Raw genomic sequence first — 18,701 nt, forward strand, 5'->3', positions numbered from 1 at the left:
GGTGCTCGCTCAGGCTCAGGCGGCGTCCGCCTTGTCGGCGGCAGCGGCGATCAGGGCGACGTACTCCTCGATGCCCCACGGGATGGACAGCGGACCGGGGTTGATGGAGGCCGACAGCGGCGTCCCGTTGCCGACGAAGGCCACCGCACCGTTCTTGATCGCCGGTATGGTGCCGACCAGGGCGTCGGCCTGGAGCGTGGCCAGGTCGGACTCCTCCCCGTACATGATAATCACGTCGACGTCGGCCACCTGGTCGGCGTTCTCGCTGGAGACGTCGCTGTAGAAGGTCTCCGGGTCGGCGTCGGAAACGGTCTGCACGGAGGCGGGGATGGTCATGCCCAGGTCGGTCATGAAGGCGGTGCGTGGATCGGCGGTGGTGTAGAAGCCGATCGTGGAGGTATCGGACTCGCTCATGTAGAAGAAGGCCGCCGACTTGCCGGCGATCTGCGGGTACTGGCCGACGGCGTCGGCGATCTGCTGCTCCAGGTCGGTGATGAGGGCGTCGCCCTGCTCGCCCAGGCCCATGGCCTGGGAGTCCAAGCGGATCATCTCCCGCCACTTGGTGCCCCAGGGCACACCCGGGTAGGCGACGGTGGGGGCGATCTGGCTGAGGGTGTCGTAGTCCTCCTGACTGAGGCCGGAGTAGGCCGCCAGGATGACGTCGGGGGCGGTTGCGGCGATGGCCTCGTAGTCATAGCCGTCGGTGTCGTCGAACAGGACCGGCTGCGCGGCGCCGGCGGCCACCAGCTCGTCGACCTTCTGCTTGGTCCACTCCAGCATCCCGGAGTCATCCTCAACCCCCCAGGTCTGGGCGGACAGGCCGGCCGGCATGACGTCCAGGGCGAGCGCGACGTCGTGATTGCCCCAGGCGACGGCGGTGAAGCGGGAGGCGCCGGCGGGGATGGTGGTGGTGCCGAAGGCGTGCTCGACGGTGATCTCCTCGGCGGTGGTCTGTGCGGCGACGCCGGCGCTCGCGGTGGAGGCGGAGGTGCCGCCGGATGAATCAGAGCCGCAGGCGGCCAGGATCGCTGCGGCGGGGACGACCAGGCCGCCCAGCAGGAAGGACTTACGGGAGACGGTCACAGAGGTCTCGCTCTCGGTCGCAGGTGAGTGAACGACTAAGACATTAGTGGAGGTGAGGCTGTCCTCATATAGGCGTGTGAGTGCAATGGCGCACTTCGGGTCCCGGCGGTCCGAGCACGCGACTCGCCTCCGCCGTGAGTGCGAACCACCCATGCGCGGTTGGACCGCTTGTCCCTGGTTGGACCCCTTGCCTCCAGTTGGACCGCCGTAGCCGACGTCTACGGCGGTCCAACGGGGCGTGAGCGGTCCAAGTACGACATGGCAGTCAGCCGCCGTCGCGAGAATTCGCGAACGGGCAATCCCCAGCACCAAACCAATATTCAGGCTTGTCCGGAGGACGGGCCACGGGCAACGGGCTGTTGCGGTGGGGTGGGCTGGGTACCGCAGTGCCAGAGCGCCGCCCGCGGCCAAGCCGCCCAGGAGTCGCTTGACCACCGGCGCACGGCCGAAGACGCCCCAGCGGCGCCCGCGGCCCGGCCGCCCGCGGGCGGCGCACGCTCATTGTCGATGCCCTAGCAGCGATTCCGCTTAATCACGCGGAAAACAACTCACGGCACGGTTGGTGAAATCGCTCTAGCGTGCGCCGGAGCCCGCGACGCACACAGGAGCCGACCACCGTCATTCATGCCGAAACAAAAAATGTTGAAATACCGGGCAAAACCCACCCACCCGCAAAACTGTCGGGACGCGTAAGCGTGCGCCGGCATCTGCAAATGGCACGGCACCGCCCACCGACCGGCCCCGCACCGCCCACAGCCGCACCGCCTCCCCGCACGAACGGAGCCGCAGAACCACCAACACCCCGCCGCCACGCGTCCCCGATCCTCTGCTCGCCGGGGATGAATCGCTTAGGTTTGTTAAGGGGAGGCTCCTCGACCGCCAATACCCCACCCGAGACGCGAAGGAGCGCATATGAGCGAGCAAGACCGAAACGGCCTCGGCGCGGAGGCCGAGATCGACCCCCGCGAGGCGGAGGTGCGTCGCCGCATGGACGCCCAGGAGCTGTACCTGGACGAGGGGCCGGGCCTGGAGGTGCTGACCGAGCAACGCATCCACGGCAAGGAGCTCGCCGCCGAGTACAACGCCACCTCCCCGCGTGACGCCGCCGGGCGTCGGCGCCTGCTGGAGGAGATCTTCGGCGAGGTCGGTGAGCACGTGTGGGTGGAGCCGCCGCTGCACGTCGCCTACGGCATCCACACCCGCGTGGGCTCACCCGTATACGCCAATGCCGGACTGCAGCTCATCGACGACTCCCCGGTGATCATCGGCAACCGGGTCATGTTCGGACCGCGCGTCATGATCACTACCGCCGGGCACCCCGTCCACCCGGAGATGCGCGACCGCGGTCAGCAGTTCTCCGCTCCGGTGGTGATCGAGGATGACGTGTGGATCGGCGGCAATGTGACGATCCTGCCGGGCGTGACCATTGGACGCGGCTCGGTGATCGCCGCCGGCGCCGTTGTGAACGCCAATGTGCCGCCCATGGTGGTGGCGGGCGGCGTGCCGGTACGGGTGCTGCGCGAAATCACCGACGCCGACCGCAACTGGTCCTACCGGGCTCCGCGCACGCTGCCCGTGCCCGGCAGGCGGGCGGGGGATGACGGCGCCTGAGTGCTCGCGTCGCTCCGGCGGCGCGCAGCTCGGTCTCCTGGGCCTCGGGGTTCCGCTCGCGCGTGCTCACGCGCGCGTAACCGATGCTGCTGCTCACCGCTCCACTCCCCGGGATCCTTGGCCACGGCCAGGCCGGCGACTAAGCCGCTGCTGGGTAGCACCGGAAGACCGCCTCGTCACTTCAGTCGTCACCTGTGGGTAGGACGCTCGGACCGCTGATCTTCCCATGTCCGCTGACGGATTTGACGGGCCAGTGGCGCGTGGCTGAGCGATAACACGGAAAACCGGCACAAGCGAGTCGGGCACGGGCTCGTAGCGTCCCAGGTCAGGCCCGGACAACATGCTGGCTTGGTTCCACACCTCGGGATTCACCCGACTGAAGTCAAGAGTAAAGCGCGACAGCTCAGCCACATGCTCCATGAAGACCTTGGAGGTGCGACCGTTACCCTCTCGAAAGGGGTGCGCCTGGTTCAAGTAGGCGAAGACCTCAGCGCTGGCTCGCGAGAATTCCTCGTGGTCAAGACTCGCCCATTCGGTACCGGTGACCAGCCGGTGCACGTCATTCAGGTAGCGGTCCACTTGGCCGGCGTGGACATCGGCGAAGGTGGAGACGTTCTTGGAGATGTTCACACCACGGTACTGGCCGGCCCACTCGTAGACGTCCTGGAACAGGTAGCCATGGATTGCGCGAATGTGCGCCGCGTCGTAGGTGCGAGGAAGGCGAACTTGTCCATGAACAAGGTCGTAGGCGCGAGCGCTGGTGTCCCCGTACTCCATCCGAGCCAATGCCTTTGCATCGCGTTCGCCATAGAGGTTGCGCAGTGTGCCCTGCCCCGTGGCGGGGTTGTAGGTCTCTGGGTAGAAGTAGGACTCCCACGTCTTGTAGCGCAAGGGCGTCACACTCAGGCAGGCGTGACCTGGGCGATCCGCCGTGCCGCGGCGTGAGCGCGGCGGCGGTATTCGATGATGTCGATCGCACCTCGCGCATAGTCGGTCAGGTTCTCCACGTCCTCACGGGTCGGTTCGAATCCCTCGTGCCAGCCTGCAGCGAGAGACTGCCGCACTGCGTGACGCTGGGCCTCGTCGAGCTGGGTGAACAGCTCGGGCCAACGTTCCTCGATGTCGAACTTCTCCATAGGGCTCTCCTCTCCAGTGGGTCAACTATTCTATCGGCGTCCCGAAAACTGTCTACGGGTTGCTTCGGTCCAAATAACTTACAGGTCATAGTTTCGGTCCGCTTGTGCACAGGGAAACAGCCTCGCTGACCAAGCTCTACGGAGCTACTCCGGAAACGATCGTTTACGGGCTCTTCCGGTTTGAGGGCGTGGTGGCTTCCGGCCGGGGCTGCGGTGCGGGGGTCGTTCTCGGGGCGGATGAGGTCGATGTCGGGCGTACAAGGACGTTCTCAGGTTGACAAGGACGTTTTCGGGCTGGCGGGGTCGTGTTCGGTAGGTGTTGGTTTGCCGAGAACGTCCTCTTCGGCCCCAAACCCTCCACGTTCGGTAGGGTTTCGGGCTCACGAGGACGCCCTCCCGAGCGGCGTCCTCAAGGGCCAACCCACGTCGTCGACGGCTAACCCACGTCCTCGAACAACCCCCACCAACCCACCCAAACCAGCTCCTCGTACTGGCGGCTGTGGTGGCCGGCGTGCTGCGAGGCGAGGGACGCGATGAGCCTGCCGTGGTGAGCCGCGCCGGCTCACCACGCCGGACCCGACTGCACCTGGCTGCCGACAACCCCGGCACCCGGAAGCGGGACCGTCTACAACGCCGCTTCCCGGTCTGCAACGCCACTTCGGGGTTAACAACGCCAGTTAACCGTCTGCTGAAGGCCCCCGACGTATACAGCAGAACGTTAAGTAGCGTTGTTAACGCCCAACCGGCGCACCAGACACCCCACCCCGTGTTAGGTCTCAGGACATCGGCAACAGTTCTACCTCAGCCCCGACACAACCACCACACCCCCAAACCGGAAGAGCCCGTTTACGACACCCTAGGCACCTACACCAACCGAACCGGCCCACAATCTTCCACCAGTGCCAGGGAGCCAACGGGCTCACTGTAATCAGGCGCATGCCATGAGCGCTGCGGGCCGACCCGCCAGGCAACACCCGCGACGTCGACGACGACCGACCCAGCAGGTAACGCGACGAGTTGCCACGGCATCCACAACACCGCATAGTCGGCATCACCGCCATCGTTGGCCGGTGCTCTGCGTACGAATTCCCGTCTGACGTTCTGCTCTCACGTACGCATACGTGAGAGGCGGATCAGTCCTGGCGCGCCAGGTCGGCGGCGCCGATGAGCCCGGCCTCCTGGCCCGAGGAGGAGATGACGACGGGGATCTCGGGGCGGTGGGCGTGCGCCGTCAGGTGCTCGTTGAAGCTCTTGCGCACCGGATCCAGCAGGATGTCGCCGGCCTCGGTAAGGCCGCCGGTCAGCACGATGACCTCGGGGTCTAGCACGGCGCACAGGTCGGCCAGCCCCAATCCGAGGGCGCTGCCCAGGCGGGCGTAGCACTCGAGCGCCGCCGGGTCCCCCTCGCGGGCGGCGGCGGTGACGGCCTTGCCGGAGATCTTGTTCTGGTCCCCGCCGGAGAGCTCAATGATGCGGGCGGCGTAGTCGGGGCGGAACTTGGCCAGCTCCCACCCGTTGACGCCCAGCGCCGTGCCGGAGCCGTAGCGCTCCAGGCAGCCGCGCTGGCCACAGCCGCAGGGGCGCCCGTCCGGGACCACGTTGATGTGGCCGATTTCGGCGGCGAAACCGGCGGCGCCGCGCACCAGGCGGCCGTCGATGATCACTGCTCCTCCGACTCCGGTTCCGAGAGTCACGACGAGGACGTTCTTGGCGCCCTTACCACCACCGAAGCGGGCCTCGGCCCAACCGGCCGCATTGGCGTCGTTCTCCACCACGACCTTCTTGCCGGTGCGGGAGGCGATCTCGTCGGCGATGCGGGCGCCGGTCCAGTCCAGGTTGGTGCCGTAAACCATGGTGTTGCGGTCCGAGGAGGTGAAGCCCGCCGCACCCACACCGATGGTTTCGACGTCGTACTGCCCGGCGAGCTCATTGGCGACGTCCGCAATGGTGGTGAAGATGGCTTCACGGCTGGTGGCGGGGGAGTCGCGGCGGGCGGTGGCCAGAACGGTGCCGTCCTCGTCGACGACGCCCGCGGCGATCTTGGTGCCGCCCACATCGACGCCGATGCTCAGTGCCATAGTTGTTCTCCTGATTGATTCAAGTTGCCGTATGTCTTGTCATTACACCTGCCGCACGGGGCGTCGGTGCCCCTGGTCGGCCGGCTCGCGTCGGTCGCGCGGGGATATGAACCTATTGTGACAGCCACCATGAGCCAGGCCAACCGCGGTCCGCGCGCAGATCGGTACATCCCGGGCGCAAGCCCCTCACCGAGGTCGGTTGAACTGACGGGGCGCCCGGCTACGGGGCGGGAGTGGCGCCTCCTCCCGCTGCCACGGCCTGCTCGAGGATGGTGGCCCGCATGTAGTCCTCGGGTGCGTAGCCGGAGACATAGGCGTCGTTGACGATGAAGAAGGGCGTGCCTTTGATGCCGAGGTCATAGGCGTGCTGCTTGGCGTCCGCAACCGCCTGCACGGTTTCGGCAGCGTTCATGTCGGTACGGAACTGATCCAGGTCGGGCACGCCCGCCTGCTCGGCGAGCGCCACCAGGGAGTCCTCGGTGTACTCGGGGTGCTCGCTCGGATCGGTGGCGGCGTAGACGGCGTCGTGGAACTCCCAGAACTTGCCCTGATTCCCAGCGGCGATGCCGGCCTGCGCCGCCAGTGGGGAGGTCTCGGTGATCTGGGCGAGGTCGCGCCACTCCACGCGCAGGGTGCCGTCCTCAACCAGGTCCTCCAGTGCCGGATCGACCTCCTGGGCGAACAGGGTGCAGTAGGGGCAGGCGAAGTCGGAGTAAATGACCATGACCACCGGGGCGTCGACGTCGCCCTTGGCCTGGGCATCGGCGGGGTCACGCTTGACTTCCCCGTGCAAGATCGCCAGCAGGTCGGGGTCGGTCTGTGAGGGTGCAGCCGTCTGCACTCCACTTGCCTGCGCCGAAGCGGTCGCCGGAGCCTCGGCGGTGGCGGGAACCTCGGCGCTGGACCGGTCGGGGCGGATCGCCAGGATGATCGCAATTACCGCGAGCAGGATCGCAATCACGATGAGCAGGGTGACGACGATCGGATTGCTGCGGGATGCTGGACGCGGCCCGGTCGCGGTGTCGTGGTTCGGTGACGTCATGGCGGCAGTCTTTCAGAGTCGCCGTCGACGCTCGCCCGCGACATGGCCCGCAGATCGGCAACGTTAAGTGGCATCTCGATAAAGAGCGATCACCTCTGGTACGAGCTTTTGCACCCTGGTGTACGGCAAATTCCCGCACACCAGGGTGCAAAAGCTCGTGGCAGGGCGCAAAGGCTCGTAGTAGGACGCAGTGCACCGGAAGAGCCCAAGCACCGATGCCCAAGTGATGGCAGAGACTAGGCGTTATCGGAGTCGTCGCCGCCGAAGCGCCGCATCATGTCCGTCAGGCTGGTGCCGGTCAGCGAGCGCATGACGGCGTCGAGCTGCTCGACGTTGCCGGCCACGGCCTTGGGCAGCGCGGAGGCGCCCTCGGTGGAGATGATCGACATGTCCTTGACGCTGCCCAGAGGCTCGGCCAGAGCGCGGGCGATCTCCGGCGCCTTGTCCAGGATCATCTGCTGGGTCGCGGCCCGCCCGTACTTTGCCAGGGCGTCGGCCTTGTCGCTCATGGCCTTCGCCTCGGCCTCACCGGCGGCGCGCACGGCCTCGGCCTCGGCGCGGCCGCGGGCGGCGATCGCCTCCGCCTCGGCCTGGGCCTGCGCGGCGGTGGCGCGGGCCTGGGCCTCGGCGCGGGCGACGGTGGCCTGCGCCTGCGCCTCGGCGTCCAGGCGGGTGCGCTCGGCCTCGGCCTCGGCCTTGCGGATCGACTCGGCCTTGGCGGCCTCGGCCTCCTGCTCGCGCTGGTAGCGGGCGGCGTCGGCGGGCTTGCGGACGGTGGAGTCCAGTTCGCGCTCGGTCAGGGCGGCCTGCGCCTCGGCGGCCTCCTGCTCGATGACGGCGATCTCGCGCTTCTTGGCGGCGCGGGCCAGGGGTCCGGCGGAGTCTGCCTCCGCCTGGGCCTTATCGGTCTCAGCCTTGAGCTCGGCCTGCCGCAGGGACAGGTCGCGCTCGCGCTCCGCGATCTGCTGGCGCGAGGACACCTCGGCGTCCTTGGCCTCCCGCTCGGCATTGGCACGGGCCACGCGGGCGTCCTTGGCGACGCGCTGCTGCTCGGGCACGCCCAGGGAGTCGATGTAGCCGGAGGCGTCGGTGATCTCGGAGATCTGCAGTACGTCGATCTCCAGCCCCATGTTGGCCATGACCGACTTGGCGTCGTCGAACACGTTCTGCTGGAGGGCGTCACGGTCGGAGATCAGGTCGGTGACGGTCATGTGGCCGATGATGGAGCGCAGCGAGCCGATCAGGGCGTCGCGGGAGGAGTCGGCGATCGCCTGGTCCGTGTTCGGCTTGCCCAGGAAGCGCTTGGCGGCGGCCCGCACCTGCTGGTCGGAGTCACCGACCTTCACGGCGGCGACGGCGGAGACGGAGACGTTGATCTTGTTCTCGTCCTCGGCGGTCACCTGGAAGCCGATGGTGTTCTGGGTGAAGGGCAGATACTGGATCGACTGGATGATCGGCAGCACGAAGTCACGCCCGCCGGGTCGGATGATCTTGACCTCCCCGTTGCGGGTGGAGCCGGATACCAGGCCGGTCAGGTTGGAGGGCACGACGACGACCCGAGACAACATGTAGGCGCCCAGCAGGAGCACCAGGACGACGACGGCGATGATGGCGTAAAACATTCGCTTTCCTTGGGTTTGCGGGGTTAAGGGGGACTGTTGGAGCGGCCGGCGGAGACGCCCACCCGGCTACTCGGTGGGTGCCGAATGTCGATCGGCCGCCCGGTCGGGCGGATCGACGCGGCCGACGACGAGCGTGTCGTCTGCGGTTGCGTCCACCACCCAGGCGATGGCGCCGGCGCGCAGGGCGTCGTCGGAGCGGGCCGGCAGGGTGGCCTGGTGGCCGCGGGAGGTGGCGATGACCTCGCCGCGGCCGTCCTTCCACCACAGCACCCGCACCTCGCTGCCGACCAACTCGCCGACCGTGAGGGGGATGGCGTTGCGGGGCATGGAGCGGCGCAGCCGCACCCACACGGCGCGCGTGCCCGCTCCGGCGGCGACGGCGAAGCCCAGCGGCACCCCGATCAGCACCTGCGTGGACAGCCGTTCGCCGGCCAGCGCCTGCACCCCCATGCCGACGGCACCGAACACGCCCAGGGCGCAGGCCAGCACTGGTAGGGATCCGTCGAACAACAGATCGTCCAGGCCATCGAACAGACCGTCGAGCAGGAGGGAGAGTGCCAGGGCGCCGCAGCCGATGAGGGCGCACCACATGAACGGGGACATGTACGCCTTTCTGTGCCGCTGTGAGCCATCGGGCTCAGGTTGTTTACACCCGGATTGTTACATGTCCGGCGGACTGACGGTATGCCCGTCCCACGAGCCGGGCACTCCGGTGATGGGGACATGTGCCCATCGCGTCGTCGGCCACGGCGGTCAACTCGCGCGTCGCGCCACCTGATAGCCGCCGGTGTCCAGCACCAGCTCATAGGTGGCGCCCGTGGCGGACCGTTCGCTTGCCCAGGCGGCGGCGTCCGCCGGTGGGTTGCCGCCCCAGGCGGAGGAGGAAGAGTCGACCACCACGTAGTCGGTGTCCACGGTGGAGGTACCCACCCAGTAGACCGTGTGGTCCGGGACCAGGTAGGCCAGCAGCCCCAGGTCGGTTTCGACGCTGGCCCCGTCTGGGATCACGTCGCTGACTTCGGCGGCGGCCTGCGCGCGCCACGAGGCGGCGCCGAAGCCGGGTTGGGTCAGGCTCCACAGCGGCAGGTCGCGGGCCGTGCCCACTCCGGCGGCCAGGGGCACGACGACGCCGAGCGCCACCGTCAGGCGTGCCCACACCGGCGCCGCCCGTCGGCCCGACGCCGGGGTCTGGGGAGCCGTGGCCGGGTTCGCCTCGGTGCCGCGCGCCTTGAGCCGGGCGACGACGTCGAGCAGCGCCCCCAGCGCAATCGGCATCAAAATCGCGTTGTAGTGCCAGTTCTGCCAACCCCAGTAGAACTCGTTGCCGGACAGGAAACGCCAGGCGAGTGTGGGCAGCACCAGGGCCATCCAGGGGGAGGCCAGGCCGATTCCCCCGGCGGTGTACATCAGCATGCCCAGGGTGGCGAGCTTGACCTCGGGTGAGAACAGGCGGCTCAGCAGGCCTGCGGAGGCACCGTCGTCGGACAGGCCGTACTCCCAGGTGTTCGAGGGACTCAGCAGCGGCAGGAACACCAGGACGGTGAGTAGGAACGCAAGCAGGCCGAACAGGGCGACGGCGAAACCCAGGCGAGTGGTGCCCAGGCGGCGCCACCAGTTCGGGCCGCGCGGGGTTGGCTGCTGCGGTGCGCCCTGCAGACCTCGCAGCGCGATGGCCAAGCCCGCCATGAACACGGTCAGGCCCAGGTCCTCCTTGACCAGCACGAGCGGCGCCAGCCACCACGCGCAGCTGCGCCAGCGTCGCTCGACGAAGGCCACCGACGCCCACGCCAGCAGCGGCACCGCGAAGGCGATCTCGTGGAACTGGGCGGCCACCGCTCCCTGAAAACCCCAGGAGAGCACATAGAACAGTCCGAGCAGGGCGGCCACCGGACGGTTCAGCAGGCGGGTGGCCAGCCGGGTCAGCGGCCAGGCGGAGACGGCGAGTAGCAGATCCTGCACCACCAGCAGGGCCAGCGGGGTGGGGAACAGTCGCCACACTGGGCCCAGCAGCACTAGGAGCGGATGAAAGTGGTCCCCCAGCAGGTTGTAGCCCTCGCCCTTGATGGGGACGATCGGTGCCTGCAGATGCGAGTACGCCTTGGCCAGCTCGGAGAAGATCGCCAGGTCCCAGCTGGGTACCTGCATGGAGCGCCACTGGCCCACCGAGTAGATGATCATGGCGGCGGCCCCGACGATCACGGCCAGCGCCGCCGGCAGCCGGTCGAATAGCCACCGGGAGGAACACGGGGACCTTTGTGCCAAGGTGCGGTCAGGGCGGGAGTCGGCGGAGGTCATCGACGTGAGCCTACCGAGGCGCCCGCCCGTCATGTGCGGCCGACGCCGGGCCCCTGCAGGTTCAGTGCAATTTGACGGTGCCGAAGACGATGTTGGTGTGGTGCGGGCGGCGCGTGTCCGGAATGAAGTGGCGATAGTCGAGCGTGACGCCGGCGTCTTCGAAGTCGCGCATCAGGTCGTGCGGCGCCACCAGGAAGCGTTCGGAGATGCGGGTCTGATCGCCCTGCGCAAGCGTGATCCGACGCCGATGCCGGGCATGGTCTATCCGCTCGGTCAGGGTGATGCCGGGGCGCGTGGTGAAGGTGGTGCTGGCCGGCGCCTCCGGGCGGACATGCTCGGCCGACAGGATCAGTCGGCCGCCGAGGGCAAGATGTGCGGTGGCCAGGCGAATGGTGTTGCGACGTTGCTCGGGGTCGAGAGCGGTGATCGCACCCGCCGGGATACATACGGCCTTGAAATGCTCATGGAAGAGGAAGTCAGTCATGTCGGCCCGGCACACTTCGATACGGGCCGCCACGTCTGGCTGTGTGTGGCGCAGCCCGTCCATGCGGCCGCTGAACAGGCCTAGGACGTCTTCCCTGTTGTCGGTGGCCAGGACGCGGTGACCGGCGGCGGCCATGGGCAGGGTGACTGGGCCGACGCCGCAGGCCAGCTCCAGCACGCGCATGTCGGCCAGCCGCGGGTTCTGAATGAAGGAGAGCAGATCGAGTACGGACTGGATCTCCGACTCATCGCACAGGGATAGCAACCGGGCTCGGGTCTCGGCGGGGTTGCGGTGGGCAGAGATTAGGGAACGAGGCACGTTGGTCACCGCGTTTTGCCGGATCGATTGCGGAGGATGCCGACGCGGGTCCCGGAGGGGGAGTCACCTACGACCCGTGATGCCTGCCGGGGTCGCGGTGGCCGCGAAATGGGGTCAGTCATGTGTTAGCTCCTGTTTGCTCCCAAGGGGTCGGTGCGGTGCCGGTGCGTGTTGCGCCGGGTATTGCGTCCGTGCGCTACAGTTTCCGGTGCTCGCAACTGCATTGCGCATTCCACTCTCGTTGCAGGTATGAACAATCGGCCGAGTGGGGAGCCGATTGGGCGATTGGGGGCGGGGCCGGCCGACCGGCGTCGACTCGCCCTGGCGAGAAACCACGACGGCGCGGCGCCGGATCAGATTCCGGGCCGCGCCGCCGCCGAGTGTGGGTCTGGGGTCACCCCCAGCGTCCCCATCCCAGGAAGTAGGCGAGAGGGTTATACAGACAGCGGGAACCGCTACCGATAAAGAAGACCATGGCCGTATCTTTCTGCTAGCCGGACTGTTGCGAGTCTCGCAACACATAGACTTATCTTCGCGTGATTTTTGGGTGACGGTATCGGCCGACCGGCTAGGCCGATCGGCCGATGTCTCAGATGAGGCCGGCGCGCAGGGCGTAGACGACCGCGCCGACGCGGTCCTGTACGCCGAGTTTCGCGATCAGGGTGGACACGTGCGTCTTCACGGTCGCGTCGCTTATGCCCAGGGTGCGCGCAATCTGCCTGTTGGTCTTCGCCTCGGCCATGAGGGCGAGCACCTCGAGTTCCCGGGGCGAGAGCGTGACCCCCGGGGGCAGCGCCTGCGCGGTGCTCTGTGTGTTCTGTGGTGATGGCTTGGGCGGCGGCGGGGCGGCGATCTCCCGCGCGGGCATGCCGGTGACAATGGCGGAGGAGGTGGGTGAGAGCACCATGTTGCCGGCGGCAACATGCCGGATGGTGGCGGCCAGCGTCTCCACGGGATCTTCCTTGGCGATGAATCCACGCACCCCGGCGGCGAGGGCCCGATCGACCACCGAGTCGGCCACGAAGGTGGTGAGCACGAGGGTGGCGATCTCGGGGCGCTCACGCTGCAGCACCTTGGCCAGGGCGATGCCGTCCAGGCGCGGCATCTGCACGTCCAGCAGCAGCACCTGCACGTCGGCGTCCGGCCTGTCGGAGCGCAGGATGTCGAGGGCCTCCTGTCCGTCGCGGGCGGCCCAGTCCACCTGTATGTCGTCAATGCTCTCGTTGGTGAGCAGGTCAGTGAGCGTGCGACGCACGAGTGCGTCGTCGTCGACGATACCGACGTGAATCATGGTTGCTCCTCCGGGGGCAGGAGAATACCGCTGCGGTGTCCGGCGACCGGAACGGTCGCGGTGACCATCCAGGAGCCGTCATCGGACAGGGTGGTCAGCGTTCCGCCGATGGCGGCGAGTCGCTCGCGCATGCCCAGGATACCGGTGCCCGAGCGGGGCAGGTGCGCCCCGGCGTCGCGTACGCGGTTGGTGGACACGAGTCGGATCACCTCCGGGCCCAGCGAGAGCGTGATGGTGACCGGGGCGCCGGGGTCGGCGTGGCGAATGACATTTGCGCCCATCTCCCGAGCCACTCGGGACAGGGTGCTGGCCTGAATCCGGGAGGGCGCGGCGTCGCCCAAATGACGGTAGGTGACCTCGAAGCCGGCGGCGGACACGTCGGCACTGACGGCACTCACGGCGGTGCGCAGATCGGTGACGACGCTGCCCAGGCCCGTGGCCGTAGAAATGGGCTGCTCCCGGGTGGAGGACGGCTGGCGCAGGGTGCGCAGGAGCAGGCGCAGCTCGTGGAGGGCGTCGGAGGCGGTGGCCTCGAGCGCGGCGAATTCGTCGCGCGCCCGCTCCGGATAGGAGGTGTCGGCGGCCGCCCGCTGGGCGCGCAGGGCGGTCTGCGACATGGAGTAGGCCACGAGGTCGTGCATCTCCCGGGCGATCTCCAGCCGCATCTCCTCCAGGTTCGCGTCCGCCTGCCTGGCGTCGGCCAGACGCGAGGCCTCGATGAAGCGGACCAGGACGCCAAGCGGGACCAGCAGGGCGCCCATGAGCATGGTGTACCACAGCGTCCCCAGGTTAGCCGCCGGGTCATCGGTGGTGGCGCCCGGGCCAATTAATACGATCGCGTTAGTGAGGACCGTCACAAGGAGCAACAGGAGTGATGGTCCCGGCCGCAGGAACCTGCCCAGGAAGAACAGGAACGCCAGATGGCTGATGCTCATGTCGGTGGCGTACGGGCCGGGAAGAATCAGCAGGCTGCACCAGCACACGAGGTAGGCGACGATGCCGGGCAGTGGTCGCAGCGGGATGAGGGTGATCAGCGCCAGGGCCGCAAGCATGAAGACGATGTCGATCGGCCCCAGTGAGTTCGGGTTTGTTGCCACATTGCCGACGAGGTTCCCAAGTCCGACGACCGCGCCGATGATCACGTAGATGCGGCGGTTGGGCAAGGGCTCGGCTGGGCGCAGGAGGGCCTCGCGCGCGCGTGCCGCCAGCGAGTCGAGGGTATCACTCCGCACCGTCATGTACTCCCTTCAGCATGCCACCATCGTTCAGTCACTTTAGCAATGCTTGGGGCGACTCATCAGGAATTAGAATGGCGGCTCCGATGGCTACCGCTAGCGTGCGTATTGCTAGTGATTCAGAAGTGAGATTGCCGTGGGATCAGGTGGGACGCAAGCAGGTTGGGGCGCGCAGGGAAGCCGAATGCGCTCAGCGGCGGCGGCCGTCCCCGGGGCCGTCGGCGTCGCTGACAAAGGCGACGGCCAGCGTACCGATGGAGGCCACCAGAACCACGATGGCAATGATCCACAGCCAGGCCAGGTGCGTGCAGGCGGCGAGCGCACTTAACGCGATGCCCACGAGCAGAAGGGACCAGCCGGCAGCGCGGGGTGTGGGCATATGGGCTCCTGGGGAAACACGGGGATTTGGGGAGGAACGGTCAGGGGGAGGGCCGGTGACCGCCCGCATGCGCGGGCAGTTGGGACAACGACAATAGCCTGCCGCGGTCGGCCGGGCGAACGGACCGAAGCGTTGGGTCAGAGGTGGCCGTTGGCCAGGAGTACCCCCCACGGGCCGTAGGGGAGCTCCAGATGGCGGATGCGGGCCAGTTCGGCCAGCACCGCGTACCGGCCGTAGACCCATGCGAGCGCGACGGCCAGCACGGCGATGACCCCGCAGGTACTGGCGACTTGCAGGGGGTCCAGGAGTCGGCGCGCAACAATCAGCAGCGAGGCTCCCAACACTGCGCTGGCGCCGGCGGCGGTGATGGCTTGAATGATCGTCCGGAGCGTGCTCAGCAACCTGGCGTCCGTAATGGTGCCACCCACCGCGGCTCGGGCCATCAGGAAGTTCCGGTAGCGACGGCGTGACACGAGGAACGCGATGACGCCGGTGACGAGGCTGCCGGCGATGGCAGTGAGAATCTCTATGGTCATCAGGGGCTCCTTCGGCATGCCATTGACGCAAGCATTGTCGCGTCTTAGTGCGGGGGCATCCCCCGAAGGGTGGATCCAATCGGGGGATACCGCAATTCGTCGCCGGTTACAGGTCGCCGTGCCGCTGCAGGCGCTGCAGGCTCAGCCAGCCGACGGGGATCGGGATCCAGAAGGTGACCAGTCTGTAGACGATGGCCGTCGACAGCGCCACTCCGCTGGGCACGCCCGCCGTGACCAGGCCGGCGGTCAGTGCCAGCTCCACCGGTCCGATGCCACCGGGGGAGGGGACCACCGAGCCGACCGTGTTGGCCGCCAGGTAGGTGATCGCCAGCGTCGAGAAGGACAAGGTGTGCCCGAAGGCCCACAGGCTCGCCCCGAAGGACAGGATGTAGCTCAAACTCAGCAGCAGCGTGCCGCCCACGCCCAGCGCCAGCCGCCCAGGGTTGGACATGACCCACACCAGCCGCGGCCACACCTGCCGATAGGTCGGCTCGATCTTCTCCCACAACCAAGTGCGCAACTTGGGGATGAACAGGGCGATGGCGACGATGGCGACCAGGCTGACGGCGATCACCAGCACCCAGCCGCTGGGCAGGGTCAGGCTCGTGGACTGGCCGGTGGTCGCGGCCACGATGATGAGCAGGACCACGGTGACGACGAATTGGACCACCTGCACCAGGGCCACGGTGGCCACGCCGACTGCCGTCGGCACCCCCTTGCGGGCCAGGAAGCGCAGGTTGATGGCGGCTCCGCCCACGCCCGCGGGCGCCACCAGGGAGACCACGGAGGAGGCCAGGTGCACCTCGGTGGACTTCCACAGCGGCAGCTTCACCGGGCTGAACGCCACCAGTGCCAGCCCCGCACCCACGTAGGTGGCCAGCGAGAACACCAGGGCCCCGAGGATCCACCAGACGTTCGCCCCCGTCACGGCGTCGGTGATCTGCTCGATGTTCATGCGGGCCAGCAGCGTCCAGAGGGCCACCAGGCCCACTATCGCCATGATGACCGTGCGCGGGGAGAAGCGGTTCAGCTTGGCCGGTTCCGCATGCGCCGTGGGGGTCAGGTCCACCAATGCGTCGCGCAGTTCCTGCAGCACCTTGCCGCGTCGTCCCATGGCCTCCCGGGTGGCGGCCGGCAGCACCACGCGCTGCAGCATGGGGGCGATGGAGGCCAGCTGCTGGGTGCTCAGCGAGCCGGAGGCGGCGGCGATGGCGCGGTCGACGTCGGTCAGTGAGGCGGTCAGCGCCAGCAATTGGGCCAGATCAACCCGTCGGGACAGTTCCGAGGAGATTGTCTCCCCCGATTCCCAGCCGAGCAGCCACACGGCACCGGCGTCGTCGACGACGACGGTGGCCGAGTCGATCTCCCGGTGCGCCAACCCGGCCATGTGGGCGCGGCTGATCTGGTCCCACAGGTCGGCCAGCACGTCGTCGTCGACCTCCTCCAGGTCGGCCAGGGCGCGGGCGCCGGAGATGTGATCGGTGACCAGCAGCACGGACTCGTCCGCCTCGGCCATGCCCACCAGAGCGGGTGTGCGCACGCCCGCACGGCCCGCCTCCAGGGTCATCAGGGCGGCGTGCTCGGCGGCCGAGCGCACCGACAGGTCCCGTTCGGGTGACAGGCCCTTCACCCGCACCCGATCCCAGAGGGTGGTCAGGAAACCCGCCACCTGGCGGTCGGCGTCCAGGACGGTGACGTCGCGGCGCACGCCCGCAGCGTCCCAGACGGCGTACAGGCGGTGAGCGGACAGGCGCCCCTCGGTGAGTGCGGCGGAGGAGGCCTCATCCAATACGGCCGCCAAGTCGACGTCGTCGGCGGGCGTGATGGTAGAGGTGTCCTCCGGCGGGACCGGGGACGGCGGCTCGGAGGCGGGTGCCGGCGTGGGCGCCTCATCCGCGGCGGGAGCGTCGTCGGCGGGGGCGGGGTTGGCCTCGTCCAGGGCGGTGGGAGTGGTCAGTGGGGTCTCGCGGACGCGCTCGGTGTAGCCCAGAGGCGTCTCGGTCTCGACCATCCAGGCGCGAGCGTCCGGGGCGCGGTCCATGCGTACCACGCGGACGGCGTCGATGCCGGCGCGGCGCAGCGCACGCACCAGGGCGACGCCGTGGGCGCGGGTGTCGTCGACGCCGAAGGCATAGCGCACGGCCAGTCCCGGCAGGCGGCCCAGCAGAATGGAGATGACGGCGCCCGGCAGCGTAATGGCGCTGCGCAGGACGGCCAGTCCCACCACAACCCATACGGCGGTCCAGGCATAGCGGATTACCGAGGAGGACCGCCGCTCGCCGGCTCCGGTGAGCAGGCCCGCGAGGGTGGCGAAGACGGTGGAGATGCCGATCCGGGCGGTGCCGGAGGCGGTGACGGTCAGGCCCGAGGCGAGAATGGCCGGGCCCCATGCGTCCAACGCGTGCAGGCTCAACCACGCCAGGACGAAGCCGCCGGTCCCGGCCAGCAGGGCCTGGCCCGCGGCGTGCCAGGAACGGCGTAGCAGGTTGTGCATGATCACGGCCACCGGCACGGTGAAGGTGATCAGACCCTCAATGGCCTGCAGGGGGAAGACCAGGACACGTCGCAGTACGACGGCGAGCGCGTTCTGCACGTCTTGGGTGACTCCAGTGGTGGTGGCGTGCGCGTAGGCCGCCAGGATGATCATGAAGACCAGACCGAGCGCGACCAACACCAGGTCGAGCAGGTCTTCGGCGCGGCGCAGGCGGCGTTCGGGGGCGTCGACCAGCAGCGTCTTGGAACGGAGGGCCGGCGCGGCGGTGTCGGGGGTGGTCTGTTCGGACTTGTCGGCGACCGGAGCGACGCCAATGCGCGGAATGCCGACCGGTGACGTCGCCTGGGCGCGTTCCGGGTTCTCCGGGGGCGGGACATCAGTCATGTCGGTGTCAACCTGTAGGCCTGCTGGTGCGAACATGCCCCGATCGGGGCGCCACGAGCGTACCAGGCGAACCCTGAAATACTGCGGAATGCCCCTTGGGAGCCGGCCGGGAAATGGCTGGTCGGGAGCCAGTTGCGAGCTCTGGTGGGCGGGCTCCCGCGGACGCAGATGCCGGTTGGCTAGCTGAATTGCCTACCCGATCGGCCGATGGCGGGCGGTTCGGTTGCTGGCAGAGTTATGGATGTCGGCAGGGAACGCCGGTCCCTGAAAGCAAATCCCTGGTCGGTTCGGGTCCGGACTCCAACACGGAGTCCGGACCCGAACTGCGTCTTGGGGCCGCGGCGCGGTGTGCATCGGTGGATGCGGGTTGTCGGCGCGGGTTATCGGCGCGAACGTGGTGCTCCAGACCGGCGTGTTGGGGGGATGCCTGCTGCCGGCCTTCGCTGTTTGGACCGCTGTCCCCTGTTTGGACCGCGTAAGTCTATTTGGACCGCCGTTGTGTGCCGCGTGGGCGGTCCAAACCGACGCAAGGGGTCCAAACCGACGCGGGCGGTCCAAACCACGCTAGGGGTCCGAACTTGGGGTGGCCCAGCGTCTGTGCACAGTCGATGCGCACCCGGAAACACGCCTTGCCGGCCAGGGACGGGGACGCCCGAGTACCGGGTGAGGCAGTGGTGGAACGCCAGTCGTTGCCGCCCGACAGGTCGACCCGC

The 18,701-nt window shown here is 68.2% G+C and carries 15 protein-coding genes; 1 reads left to right on the forward strand and 14 read right to left on the reverse strand.

What is annotated here, in order from left to right; translation table 11 throughout:
* Nucleotides 1–15: 15 nt before the first annotated feature.
* Nucleotides 16–1,083 (reverse strand): iron-siderophore ABC transporter substrate-binding protein, encoded by a 1,068-nt coding sequence (locus C3B71_RS00345; protein ID WP_108965323.1) that lies wholly within the window; start codon nt 1,081–1,083, stop codon nt 16–18.
* 912 nt (nt 1,084–1,995) lie between these two features.
* Between C3B71_RS00345 and C3B71_RS00350 the strand changes: the two genes are divergently transcribed.
* Nucleotides 1,996–2,694 carry a sugar O-acetyltransferase gene (locus C3B71_RS00350; RefSeq protein WP_108965325.1) on the forward strand — a complete coding sequence of 233 codons (699 nt, stop codon included), beginning with the start codon at nt 1,996–1,998 and terminating at the stop codon, nt 2,692–2,694.
* A 93-nt stretch (nt 2,695–2,787) separates the two neighbouring features.
* Here C3B71_RS00350 and C3B71_RS00360 read toward each other — a convergent pair whose 3' ends face one another.
* From C3B71_RS00360 to C3B71_RS00420, 13 genes are all read right to left on the reverse strand, one after another.
* Entirely contained in the window at nt 2,788–3,585 is a 798-nt protein-coding gene (locus C3B71_RS00360; RefSeq protein ID WP_108969361.1) for a Fic/DOC family protein, read from the reverse strand.
* 11 nt (nt 3,586–3,596) lie between these two features.
* Nucleotides 3,597–3,830: an antitoxin VbhA family protein gene (locus C3B71_RS00365; protein WP_073333605.1), complete on the reverse strand. Its 234-nt coding sequence runs from the start codon at nt 3,828–3,830 to the stop codon at nt 3,597–3,599.
* A gap of 1,133 nt (nt 3,831–4,963) precedes the next feature.
* Entirely contained in the window at nt 4,964–5,908 is a 945-nt protein-coding gene (locus C3B71_RS00370) for an ROK family glucokinase (protein ID WP_108965327.1), read from the reverse strand.
* Between the two features lie 220 nt (nt 5,909–6,128).
* Entirely contained in the window at nt 6,129–6,950 is an 822-nt protein-coding gene (locus C3B71_RS00375) for a DsbA family protein (protein ID WP_108965329.1), read from the reverse strand.
* Between the two features lie 236 nt (nt 6,951–7,186).
* Nucleotides 7,187–8,572 (reverse strand): flotillin family protein, encoded by a 1,386-nt coding sequence (locus tag C3B71_RS00380; protein WP_073333610.1) that lies wholly within the window; start codon nt 8,570–8,572, stop codon nt 7,187–7,189.
* Nucleotides 8,573–8,638: 66 nt separating this feature from the next.
* Complete coding sequence (locus tag C3B71_RS00385) at nt 8,639–9,175, reverse strand: nodulation protein NfeD (RefSeq protein ID WP_073333613.1); 537 nt, start codon at nt 9,173–9,175, stop codon at nt 8,639–8,641.
* 150 nt (nt 9,176–9,325) lie between these two features.
* Nucleotides 9,326–10,867 (reverse strand): DUF2079 domain-containing protein, encoded by a 1,542-nt coding sequence (locus C3B71_RS00390; RefSeq protein ID WP_108965331.1) that lies wholly within the window; start codon nt 10,865–10,867, stop codon nt 9,326–9,328.
* Nucleotides 10,868–10,928: 61 nt separating this feature from the next.
* Complete coding sequence (locus tag C3B71_RS00395) at nt 10,929–11,669, reverse strand: class I SAM-dependent methyltransferase (RefSeq protein WP_139241015.1); 741 nt, start codon at nt 11,667–11,669, stop codon at nt 10,929–10,931.
* 589 nt (nt 11,670–12,258) lie between these two features.
* Nucleotides 12,259–12,960 carry a response regulator transcription factor gene (locus C3B71_RS00400; protein ID WP_108965333.1) on the reverse strand — a complete coding sequence of 234 codons (702 nt, stop codon included), beginning with the start codon at nt 12,958–12,960 and terminating at the stop codon, nt 12,259–12,261.
* The gene (locus tag C3B71_RS00405; RefSeq protein ID WP_234415979.1) at nt 12,957–14,198 is read right to left on the reverse strand and encodes a sensor histidine kinase; all 1,242 of its coding nucleotides are present in this window, start codon (nt 14,196–14,198) and stop codon (nt 12,957–12,959) included. Before C3B71_RS00405 ends, C3B71_RS00400 begins: the two co-directional genes overlap by 4 nt.
* 187 nt (nt 14,199–14,385) lie before the next feature.
* A complete protein-coding gene (locus C3B71_RS00410; protein WP_108965335.1) occupies nt 14,386–14,574 on the reverse strand; it encodes a hypothetical protein in 189 nt (62 codons plus the stop codon).
* A 137-nt stretch (nt 14,575–14,711) separates the two neighbouring features.
* Entirely contained in the window at nt 14,712–15,110 is a 399-nt protein-coding gene (locus C3B71_RS00415; RefSeq protein WP_073333623.1) for a hypothetical protein, read from the reverse strand.
* Between the two features lie 106 nt (nt 15,111–15,216).
* Complete coding sequence (locus C3B71_RS00420; protein ID WP_108965337.1) at nt 15,217–17,988, reverse strand: lysylphosphatidylglycerol synthase transmembrane domain-containing protein; 2,772 nt, start codon at nt 17,986–17,988, stop codon at nt 15,217–15,219.
* Nucleotides 17,989–18,701: the final 713 nt, after the last annotated feature.

Origin of the sequence: Actinomyces sp. Z16, assembly GCF_003111765.1 — a bacterium.
Taxonomy (GTDB): Bacteria; Actinomycetota; Actinomycetes; order Actinomycetales; family Actinomycetaceae; genus Actinomyces; species Actinomyces glycerinitolerans.